This window comes from Streptomyces sp. NPDC015130 (genome assembly GCF_043080005.1).
Taxonomy (GTDB): domain Bacteria; phylum Actinomycetota; class Actinomycetes; order Streptomycetales; family Streptomycetaceae; genus Streptomyces.
This window is the reverse complement of record NZ_JBIBVC010000014.1, coordinates 212,453-222,677: the sequence shown is the minus strand read 5'-3', so window position 1 is coordinate 222,677 and position 10,225 is coordinate 212,453. Positions and strand designations below refer to the sequence as shown.

9 protein-coding genes and 1 pseudogene are annotated in these 10,225 nt (G+C 72.1%); 5 read left to right on the top strand and 5 right to left on the bottom strand.

All coding sequences use genetic code 11. From position 1 onward, the window contains the following. A pseudogene (locus tag ACF08F_RS27260) lies at positions 1-494 on the bottom strand (RiPP maturation radical SAM protein 1); the annotation flags it as partial. A 428-nt stretch (positions 495-922) separates the two neighbouring features. Here ACF08F_RS27260 and ACF08F_RS27255 point away from each other — a divergent pair. Both ACF08F_RS27255 and ACF08F_RS27250 read left to right on the top strand, forming a co-directional pair. Beyond that, a complete protein-coding gene (locus ACF08F_RS27255) occupies positions 923-1,837 on the top strand; it encodes a class I SAM-dependent methyltransferase (RefSeq protein ID WP_392301145.1) in 915 nt (304 codons plus the stop codon). Positions 1,838-1,952: 115 nt separating this feature from the next. After that, on the top strand, positions 1,953-3,284 hold the full coding sequence (locus ACF08F_RS27250) for an MFS transporter (protein WP_392301144.1): 1,332 nt from the start codon (positions 1,953-1,955) through the stop codon (positions 3,282-3,284). A 119-nt stretch (positions 3,285-3,403) separates the two neighbouring features. Here the strand turns inward: ACF08F_RS27250 and ACF08F_RS27245 are convergent, their stop codons facing one another. Next, complete coding sequence (locus ACF08F_RS27245; protein WP_392301143.1) at positions 3,404-4,516, bottom strand: PucR family transcriptional regulator; 1,113 nt, start codon at positions 4,514-4,516, stop codon at positions 3,404-3,406. Positions 4,517-4,700: 184 nt separating this feature from the next. Here ACF08F_RS27245 and ACF08F_RS27240 point away from each other — a divergent pair, with 184 nt between their 5' ends. The 3 genes from ACF08F_RS27240 to ACF08F_RS27230 all read left to right on the top strand — a co-directional run bounded on the left by ACF08F_RS27240 (position 4,701) and on the right by ACF08F_RS27230 (position 7,926). Then, positions 4,701-5,627 (top strand): proline dehydrogenase family protein, encoded by a 927-nt coding sequence (locus ACF08F_RS27240; protein ID WP_392301142.1) that lies wholly within the window; start codon positions 4,701-4,703, stop codon positions 5,625-5,627. A 33-nt stretch (positions 5,628-5,660) separates the two neighbouring features. Continuing rightward, positions 5,661-7,292, top strand: coding sequence for an L-glutamate gamma-semialdehyde dehydrogenase (pruA, locus tag ACF08F_RS27235; RefSeq protein WP_392301141.1), 1,632 nt, complete (start codon positions 5,661-5,663; stop codon positions 7,290-7,292). A 94-nt stretch (positions 7,293-7,386) separates the two neighbouring features. Beyond that, positions 7,387-7,926 carry a GNAT family N-acetyltransferase gene (locus tag ACF08F_RS27230; protein WP_392301140.1) on the top strand — a complete coding sequence of 180 codons (540 nt, stop codon included), beginning with the start codon at positions 7,387-7,389 and terminating at the stop codon, positions 7,924-7,926. 14 nt (positions 7,927-7,940) lie between these two features. Here ACF08F_RS27230 and ACF08F_RS27225 read toward each other — a convergent pair whose 3' ends face one another. The 3 genes from ACF08F_RS27225 to ACF08F_RS27215 all read right to left on the bottom strand — a co-directional run bounded on the left by ACF08F_RS27225 (position 7,941) and on the right by ACF08F_RS27215 (position 10,143). Continuing rightward, positions 7,941-8,687 carry a hypothetical protein gene (locus ACF08F_RS27225; protein WP_392301139.1) on the bottom strand — a complete coding sequence of 249 codons (747 nt, stop codon included), beginning with the start codon at positions 8,685-8,687 and terminating at the stop codon, positions 7,941-7,943. Beyond that, positions 8,684-9,025 (bottom strand): PadR family transcriptional regulator, encoded by a 342-nt coding sequence (locus tag ACF08F_RS27220; RefSeq protein ID WP_024756281.1) that lies wholly within the window; start codon positions 9,023-9,025, stop codon positions 8,684-8,686. Before ACF08F_RS27220 ends, ACF08F_RS27225 begins: the two co-directional genes overlap by 4 nt. Positions 9,026-9,138: 113 nt before the next feature. Continuing rightward, a complete protein-coding gene (locus tag ACF08F_RS27215) occupies positions 9,139-10,143 on the bottom strand; it encodes a zinc-binding dehydrogenase (protein WP_392301138.1) in 1,005 nt (334 codons plus the stop codon). Between the last annotated feature and the right edge of the window lie 82 nt (positions 10,144-10,225).

Sequence of the window (10,225 nt, the reverse complement as noted above, 5' to 3'; positions counted from 1 at the left end):
CCTTCGCAGTTGCTGCCGCCCATGACGATGACGCCGGTGTAGCCGTGTTCGCGCAGTCGTTCGGCGACCGCGAGCGTCGGCCCGTTCTGGCTGAACATGGAGGTGAATCCGATGACGGCGGGTTCTTCCGCGAGCAGTGCCCGGGCCGTCCGCTCCACGTGCGCCTCCGCCACCGCCCTGAGGGAATCGATCAGTTCGATGGTGTTCTCGTCGGCCCGGTGGGCGCGCAGGACCTCGAAATAGGCGTCGCGCTCCGCGGCCTCCGCATGGCGCCGGGCGAACACCCAGTCGCCGGCCGCCAGATGGTAGAGCTTCTCCGACACGGTTTCGTAGGCGTCCGCCCACACCTCGTCGGAAAGGCCTAGCGAGGAGCGGCCGAGGCCGTAGAAGTCGAGATACGCGTAGTGCGCGCTGACTTCCCATCCTTCGGCCTCCGCCACCGACCGGAGAATACCGACCTGAATCGAAGGGCGTACCGCACTGTTCCACGGCATCGAAACCAGTGTGGCCTTTCGTTCGCCAGGCACGGAATCTCCCCTCAGGTGTTCGTTTCGGCAATACCTCGAAAGCTTCTGCGGTGGCGCAGAGGCATGTCAAGGCAGTCAAAAGCGCTGGCAAAGCAACGGCTGAAAACAAACGTCATCACGGAAGCGCACATGTGAAGGAGGGGTGAAGGAACCACTGCTTCCGGTGGTGGGCGGGTGCGTCGGCGTTCTGTGCGTTTTCGCAGGCCAGAAGTGCTGTCTCGGGCTCCGGGGCGGGAACGGAGGGCCGGCCGGGGAGGGGGATATCCGCTTGCGGCGGGCCGGGGCGCGCCATAGGGTCCACCGACTGCTGCGCCTTGGGAATCCCTTTACCCGTATTCCGGTGCGGCCCTTTCCTGCCACTCGCCGCCCGGCGTCATGAGGAACGAGGAGAGCGCGTGTCCGAGCCGATTCACCGATTACGGCAGGTCGCGGGGGGTGCCGTCCCGGATTCCGCGGACGACCCCGTACGGATCACCTTCACCGGCGTGGCCGAGACCCTGCTGGCCCCCTTGTACGCGCGGGCGCTCGACGCCCGATCGCCCCACCCCCTGCTCGCCGACCTCGCGGCGGCCGAGCTGGTCGCCCGTACGGACTACGAATTCGGCCGCCTCGGGATCAACGAGACCAACGCCGTCGGCGTGGCCCTGCGCACCCTCTGGTTCGACCGTCAGGTACGCCGTTTCCTCGCCGCGCACCCCGCCGCCACCGTGGTCCACCTCGGCTGCGGCCTCGACGACCGGTACACCCGCCTCGGCCCCGGCCCCCGGGTCGCGTGGTACGACCTCGACCGGCCGGAGGTCATCGACCTCCACCGGCGCGTCCATCCCGAACACCCGCGCAGGCACACCCTCGCCGCTTCCGTCACCGATCCGGACTGGCCCGAGCGCATACCCACGGACCGCCCCGTCCTGGTCGTCGCCGAGGGCCTGTCCATGTACCTGAAGGCGGAGGAGGGCCCGCGCGCGCTGCGCCGGATCGTCGCCCGCTTCCCGTACGGCGAACTCGTCCTCGACACGTACTCGCGGTTCGCCGTCGGCTCCACCCGCCGCTTCGCCCTCTTCCGCCGCACCGGCGCCCAGCTCGCCTGGGGCGTCGACCACCCCCGCGAACTCCCCGCCCAGGTGGCCGGGCTGCGTCTCGTCGGATCGGTCAGCGCCTACGGCACCGCCAAGGGCGTCGACCTGAGCGGACTGCCGGCGAAGCTGCGCGCCCGGATGCTGGTCGACACGCAGATCATGGCCCGGCTTCCGGTCCTCGGCAGCGTCGGCCATCTCTCCCGCCACTCCTTCGGGGTGCCACGGCGGGGCTGAGCCGCCCCCCGTCCCTCGTTCGCCGCCCCCGACCCGCTCCCTCGACCTCTCTTCGATTCCTCCCGTCGTCCATCGATCCGACCGGCCGTCACGGCCGGTTCGCCAGAAAGTTCCCATGCTGATCGCCTACCTCCTCTCCCACGGACTGTCCCTGCTGGGCAACACCGTGGCGAGCATCGCCCTCCCCTGGCTGGTGCTCCAGCGCACCGGTGACGCGTCGGCCGTCGGCCTCGTGGCCGCCGCCTGCGCCGTCCCGATGCTGCTCTCCGCCGTCGTCGGCGGTGTGCTCATCGACCGGGTCGGCCGCCGCCGGCTCTCCGTCTGCGCCGACCTCGCCTCCGCCCTCTGCGTCGCGGCGCTGCCCGTGGTCGACGGCCTGATCGGACTGACCCTCGTCTGGTTCGTCGTCCTCGGCGCGGCCGGGGCGCTCATCGACGTCCCCGGCATGACCGCCCGCGAGGCCCTGGCCCCCGACGTGGCCGAGGCCGCCGGGGTGGACATGGCCCGTCTGGCGGGGCTCCGCGAGGGCGTGGGCGGTGCCGTCGTGGTCGTCGCCCCGGCGGCGGCCGGCGGCCTGATCCTCCTGGTCGCCCCCAGCACCGTGCTGTGGGTCACCGCGGCCTGCTCCGCCCTCGCCGGACTGGTCACCCTCACCCTGCCCAAGCGCCTCGGCCGCCGCACCGAAGCCACCGAAGCCACCGGGGCCGTCGGGCCCGGCTCCGAAGGGTCCTCCGGGCCGTGGGCCGATTTCCGCCGAGGCCTCGGCGTGCTGCGCGGCGACCGGACCATCGCCACGATCACCCTCGTGTCGGCCGCGAGCATCGCGGTCCTCGCCCCGCTCCAGAACCTCGTCCTCCCCGTCCACCTGGTGGGCGAGGACTCCCCGGGCGGGTTCGGTCTGGTCGTGTCCTGTCTGGCCGTCGGAGGCATCGCCGGCTCCGTGCTGTACGCGGCCATCGGGCCGAAGCTCTCCCGCCGCGCGGTTCTCGTCGTCTCGCAGCTCGTCGCGACCGTCGGCGTGGCCGGGCTCGCCCTGCTCCCTCCGGTGCCGGTGCTCGTCGCCTGCGCGGTGCTCGCCGGCATCGGCGCGGGTCCGCTGCCCGCGCTGTTCCTCGTCCTGGTCAGCGAGCGCATCCCGGAGGACGTCCGGGGCCGGGTCCTCGGCCTCCAGAACGCCGTGTCCATGACGGCCGTGCCGGTGAGCACGCTGCTCGCCGGTCTGGTGGTGGAGTGGGCCGGACTCCGCGAGACGGGCGTGGCCCTCGCCGTCGCGTGGTGCGCGGTCTCGGTGCTCCTCCTCGTCGTGCCGGCGCTGCGCCGGCTGGACGGCCCGAAGTCCGGTCCGGGCGCCTCGGCGCCCCCGGTTCCCTCGCAGGCGCCCGGCTCCGACGTCCCGCAGGCCGCCGCCACCGCGGGCCCGGACCCGGCCGCCGGCCGTACCGGCTGAGCACGCCGGCCGCCGGGCCGAGGTCAGCAGGGCCAAGACCCGTCGGGCCAAGATCCGTCGGGCCAAGGTCCGTACGGCCGGGGCCCGTCGGGCCGTCGGGCCGTCGGCGACCGTGCCGGCTACAGCTTCGCGGACTTCAGCGACATGTGGAGCAGCAGGCGGTCCTCGCCGTCGTCCAGGTCCAGGCCCGTGAGCTGCTCGACCCGGGACAGCCGGTAGTAGAGCGTCTGCCGGTGGATGCCCAGGGCCGCGGCCGTGCGGCCCGCCTGGCCCGCGTTGTCGAGGAAAACCTCGGCGGTGCGGGCCAGTTCGCTGTGGGCGGGGGCGAGCAGCGGCGCGACGACGGGGTCGATCTCGGGGTGGTAGAGCGCCGCGAGCAGGCGGTACGGGCCGATCCCGGCCCACTCCGCGACCGGGCCGAGCGTCGGCTGCGCCGTGGCCGCCCGGGCCGCCGTGCTGGCCTCGCGCCAGGCCGCCGGGAGCTCCGCGAGGCCGCGGCGCGGGCTCGCGATGCCGGCCGGCACCGCGCCGCGCAGCCGCTCCGCGGCCGTGTGGGCGGGGGAGAGGTCCTCCGCCGTGCGCAGCCGCACGAGCACGGCGAGGGACTCGGCCTCCGGGAGGGTGGCGACCGCCGCCGCGCCGGGGACGGCCCGGATCGAGGGGGCCTCGCCCTGCCAGGGGGTCACGCAGACGAGGGTGTGCAGCCCGTCCGCGCTGGGGCCCAGAGCCGCCCGGAGCGCCGCCACGGCCATGTCGCTCTGCCAGCCGCGCCCGGCGGTGAGGACCGCGGCGAACTCGCGTGAGAGGTCGGCGTCCGCCCGCTCCTCGTCGGCGAGGAGCCCGCCGATCCGGGTGGCGACCTCCATCGCGGCCGTGAGCTGGGCGGGCGCGGGGCCGGGCTCGGCGTCCAGCAGCCAGACGTATCCGAGGACGACACCCCGATGACGTGCGGGAAGGCAGATCCGGTCCCGGAAGACCCCGGCGTCCGGGGCCGCCGGGATGCGGACCGGGCCCGTCGCCCGGGTGATGCCGAAGCCCTCGAACCAGGCGCGGACCGCCGGGGTCGACCTGCGGGTCAGGATCGACCGCGTCCGGACGGGGTCCATCGCGGTGTCGTCGTCGCTGTCGTGCGCCCCGAAGGCGATCAGCCCGAAGTCGCGGTTCTCCAGCGTCGCGGGGGCGCCCAGCAGCGCGGAGATCTCGTCGACCAGTTCTTGGTAATCGCCCTTCACAGCGCCATTCTCGCACCCCTTCAGACATGTGTATGAGATGCCGCGTACGGATGCGTGACAGCTGTCGATGGCAGAGGATCGGACCGATCCATAGGTTTCACGGTGGTTCTCCGTGCTGTTCCCGTTTTCTTCCGAAAGATCGGGTAGAGCACTCTTCGTCACCCTGTCCTTCTGGAGGTGCCCCGTGCTGGGTCCCGTGATCCTTGCTGCGTCGCGCAGCGACAAGATGCGCCGACTCGTGTCGGCCGCCCCCGGGACCAAGCAGGTCGTCGCCCGCTTCATCGCCGGCGAGACGGTCGGCGACGTCGTCCCGATCGTCCAGGAGCTGACGGACCGCGGCCTGGAGGTCACCCTCGACGTCGTCGGTGAGGACATCACCACCGTCGAGCAGTCCTACGCCGCGCGGGACGCGTACCTGGAGCTCATCGGCCGCCTCAAGGAGCTGGGCCTCGGCGCCCGCGCCGAGATGTCCGTCAAGCTGTCGATGTTCGGCCAGTCGCTGGAGGGCGGCCACGAGCTGGCCCTCGCGAACGTCCGCCCGGTCGTCGAGGCCGCCGCCGAGATCGGCACCACGGTCACCCTGGACGCCGAGGACCACACCACCCTCGACTCGATGTTCGCCATCCACGAGGAGCTGCGGAAGGACTTCCCGCAGACCGGCTGCGTCATCCAGGCCTACCTCTTCCGCACCGAGGACGACGCCCGGCGCCTCGCCGAGAACGGCTCCCGCGTCCGGATCGTGAAGGGCGCCTACAAGGAGCCCGCCTCCGTCGCCATCCAGGACAAGCCCGAGATCGACAAGGCGTACGTCCGGATCATGAAGATCCTGATGGACGGCGAGGGCTACCCGATGATCGGCTCCCACGACCCGCGTCTGATCTCCATCGGCCAGGAGCTGGCCCGCCGTGCCGGGCGCAAGCTGGACGAGTACGAGTTCCAGATGCTGTACGGCATCCGCAGCGAGGAGCAGAACCGGCTCGCGGCCGAGGGCCACCGCATGCGCGTGTACACCGCCTACGGCACCGACTGGTACGGCTACTTCATGCGCCGTCTCGCGGAGAAGCCGGCCAACCTGCTCTTCTTCGTCCGCTCCATCCTCACCAAGGGCTGAGCCCCCCACCTCTCACAAGGAGTACTGCGACTCATGGACGCTGTCACCCAGGTCCCCGCTCCGGTCAACGAGCCGGTGCACAGCTACGCCCCCGGTTCCCCCGAGCGCCTCCGTCTCGAGGTCAAGCTCAAGGAGCTGGCCGAGAACCCGCGCGAGCTGCCGATGACCATCGGCGGCGTGAAGCGCCTCGGCGGCGGCGAGGAGTTCAAGGTCGTCCAGCCGCACAACCACCGGGCCGTCATCGGCACCTTCCGCGGCGCCACCACGCAGGACGCCCAGGACGCCGTCGACGCCGCCCTCGCCGCGGCTCCGGCCTGGCGCGCGATGTCCTTCGACGACCGCGCCGCGATCATCCTGCGCGCCGCCGAGCTGCTCGCCGGCCCGTGGCGCGAGACGCTGGCCGCGTCCACGATGCTCGGCCAGTCGAAGACCGCCCAGCAGGCCGAGATCGACACCCCGTGCGAGCTCGTCGACTTCTGGCGCTTCAACGTGGCGTACGCCCGCCAGATCCTGGCCGAGCAGCCGCCGGCCAACTCCCCGGGTGTGTGGAACCGTCTGGACCACCGCCCGCTGGAGGGCTTCGTCTACGCGATCACGCCGTTCAACTTCACGGCCATCGCGGGCAACCTGCCCACCGCCCCCGCCCTCATGGGCAACGTGGTGGTCTGGAAGCCGTCCCCGACGCAGACCCACTCCGCCGTGCTCCTCATGGAGCTCCTGGAGGAGGCCGGCCTGCCGAAGGGCGTCATCAACCTGGTGACCGGCGACGGCATCGCCGTCTCCGAGGTGGCCCTGAACCACCCCGACCTGGCCGGCATCCACTTCACGGGTTCGACCAAGACCTTCCAGCACCTGTGGAAGACCGTCGGCACGAACATCGAGAAGTACCGCTCGTACCCGCGGATCGTCGGCGAGACCGGCGGCAAGGACTTCGTCGTCGCGCACCCGAGCGCCGACCGCGCCATCCTGAAGACCGCGCTGACCCGTGGCTCCTTCGAGTTCCAGGGCCAGAAGTGTTCCGCGTCCTCGCGCGCCTACGTTCCGGCCTCCATCTGGAACGACGGCTTCAAGGAGGAGTTCGCGGCGGAGGTCGACGGCATCACCATGGGTGACGTCACCGACCTGTCGAACTTCATCGGCGCCGTCATCGACGAGCGCTCGTTCGCCAAGAACAAGGCCGCGATCGACCGCGCCGCGGCCGACCCGACCTGCACGATCATCGCCGGTGGCACCTACGACGACTCGGTGGGCTACTTCGTCCGCCCGACCGTCATCGCGTGCACCGACCCGGAGAACGAGGTCTTCAAGGCCGAGTACTTCGGCCCGATCCTGGCCGTCCTCGTCTACGAGGACGAGAAGTACGACGAGATGCTGACCCAGATGGAGTCGGTCTCGGACTACGCCCTCACCGGCTCGGTCATCTCCGGCGACCGCGCGGCCGCCGCGTACACGATGGAGAAGCTCCGCTTCGCCGCAGGCAACTTCTACATCAACGACAAGTCGACCGGCGCCGTCGTCGGCCAGCAGCCCTTCGGCGGCGGCCGTGCCTCGGGTACGAACGACAAGGCCGGCGCCCCGCAGAACCTGATGCGCTGGACGCTGACCCGCGCCATCAAGGAGACGCTGGTCCCGCCGACCGAGTACGGCTACCCCCACATGGGCTGACGCCCCCGCCTCCCAGAGGCCCCTGATCACCGCCCCCCTCCTCGGTCCCCCAACTGAGGACGGGGGCGGTTCTCATGCGTGGGAGGGTGGGGGGATGGCCGACCTGAGGATCGCTCCCACCCACGAGCTCGGGGCCGACCGGCTCCGTTCCGTCCGCGCGATGCTGGACTCCGCCTTCGACGGCGACTTCGCCGACGAGGACTGGGACCACGCCCTCGGCGGTGTCCACGCCTGGATCGAGGACGGGCGGGGCATCGCCGCGCACGGTGCCGTCGTCCTGCGGCGGGTGCTCCACCAGGGGCGTTCGTACCGGATCGGGTACGTCGAAGGGGTCGCCGTCCGCGGTGACCTCAGGCGGCGGGGGCTCGGCGGGGCCGTCATGGACGGTCTTGAGCGGGTCATCGACGGCGCGTACGCCTTCGGGGCGCTCAGCGCCTCGGACGAGGGCGCCGCGCTCTACCGGTCGCGCGGCTGGCAGGTCTGGGAGGGGCGGATCGAGGTCCTGGCTCCCGAGGGGATCGTCCGGCTCGCGGGGGAGGAGGGGTCGACCTTCCTGCGCCCCGCCGCAGGGCGCCCGTTGCCCGACCGCGCCGCCCCGCTCGTCTTCGACTGGCGGGACGGCGACGTCATGTGAGGCGAGAGGGAGCGTCAGGACGCGGGGCGGCGCTGCTCCTCGTGTCCCTTGCTCGTCTCCAGGCGGGACGTGTACAGGGACGAGAACATGGAGACGAGGGCGATCGTGATCGCCATCCCGCCCGTGCCCAGCACCCCGATGAAGCAGGCCGCCGCGGCGGCGCTGACCAGCACGAGCCACACCGCCAGCGCCAGTTTGCCGCGGCGGCTCAGGAACAGCGTCCGGAGAGGCGTGTCCGGCGGGGCCTGCAGGGCGCCCGCCGGGCCCGCCGTCGCCGCGCGGGGCCGCTTGAAGTAGCCGTACACCAGCCACTCGCCGCACAGTTCCCAGCCCTCGGGCTCCAGCTCGGCCAGGACCTTCGTCCGGCGCCGGCCGGTGACGACCTCGCGGCGGTACTCCCAGCGCAGCGCCGCGGTCGTGGAGCGACGGCAGACGAACCGGCCGAGCGAGTCCAGGGACTCCACCTCCCAGCCCTCGTCGCCGTGGACGCCGAGCATGCGGACGTCGTTGAAGATGTCGGCCGTCCAGGTCCAGTTCTCCGCCCGCTCGTCCGGCTCGGCGGGCCGCGGGGCGATCCCGCCGAGCTGCGCCGCGAAGGCGGCGGCCGGGCCGAACTCCTCCTCCGGGTGCGCCCCCGTCTCGGCGAGGTGTCCGCGGAGGTCCTCGACCGTGGTGGTGATCTGCTCCTCCGGCACGCCCGCGGCGCGCAGGGCCTCGGCCAGCTCGGTGAAGTACCGCTCGGAGTCCGTGCTCGTGCTCATGTCGTTCTTCCCCCTGGGTGCAGCGTGGTCTCGACGGCGCGGTGGAAGCGCAGCCAGTCGCGGCTCTCGGCGGCGAGGTGCTCGCGCCCCCGCTCGGTGAGCCGGTAGTAGCGGCGGCCCGGCCCGCGCTCGGCGGCGCGGAACTCGGCCTCCACCAGACCGGCTTCCTCCAGGCGGTTCAGCACGGGATAGAGCGTGCCGCCCTTGATCTCGCCGAGTCCCGCCTCGGCGAGTGCCTTGGCGATCTCGTACCCGTAGCTCTCGCCGTCGGTCAGGCGGGAGAGGACGAGCAGGTCGAGGACTCCCTTGAGCCAGCTGGATCTGCGGTCTGCGGCCATGGCTGTATTGGAGCACCAGCTAGGTAGGAATGCAAACTAGGTAGGAGTGGAGAGGTGAGGGGTGGAGGGGCGGGGCGGGTTTCGGGGTGTGTGTCGGGGTGTGGGTGTCGGGCCTACGCTGCGACCAGCATCTTTCCGAGGTTCTCGCCGCGCAGCATCCCCAGGAACGCCTCGACGATGTTCCCGAAGCCCTCCACCACCGTCACGTCCAGGGGCAGCGCCCCGCTGCGCAGGTGGGGGACGGCGAGGTCGTACAGCTCCTCCAGGGCGTCCGTGTGGTTGCTGACGAGGAAGCCTTCCAGCCGGATGCTCTTGCCGACCAGGTCGAAGAGGTTGCGCGGGGCCGGCGGGGGAGCGGAGAGCGAGTGGTACTGGCCCACCGCGCCGACCCAGGCGATCCGGCCGAACGGCCGCAGCGCCGCGATCGAGGCCTCCAGGTGATCGCCGCCCACCCCGTCCAGGACCGCGTCGAGCCCCGTCGGGGCCGCCTTCGCGAGCAGCTCGCCGACCGGACCGTCGTGGTAGTCGAAGGCCGCGTCGAAGCCCACCCGCTCCGTCAGGTACGCCACCTTCCGCGCCGAGCCCGCGCTGCCCACGAGGCGCCCCGCCCCCAGCAGCCGGGCGAGCCGCCCCGCCGCCGCGCCCACCCCGCCCGCCGCCGCGGAGACGAAGAGGTCCTCGCCCGGCTGGAGCCGCGCGATCCGGGTCAGGCCCACGTAGGCCGACAGGCCCGTACCGCCGAGCAGGCTCAGGTGGGCGGCGAGCGGGACGCCGGGGCCGAGGTCCGGGACGGGGCGCGCCTCGTCCCTCGTGACCAGGGCGTGGGTGCGCCAGCCCTTGCGGTGCAGGACGAGGTCGCCGGGGCGCAGGGCCGGGTCGCGGGAGTCGAGCACCCGGCCCAGGGTGCGGCCCTCCATCGGGGAGTCCAGGGTCCAGATCTCGTCCGAGTCCATCGCCTCGCGGTGGTACGGGTCGACGGACCACAGGACGTTCTCGACGAGGGCGGTGCCGGGCTCCGGTGCCGGGACGGGGGCCTCGACGAAGGCGAAGTGGTCGGGCCTCGGGAAGCCGTCGGGGCGGGCGGTCTGCTGGACGGTGATCATGGTGTCGTTCGTCATGGACCAGACCGTAGGAGGCAGTTCGGGGCCCGGGCAGGGGGTAGCGTCGATGGCAGCGGCCCATCCATGAACGCCGCTCATA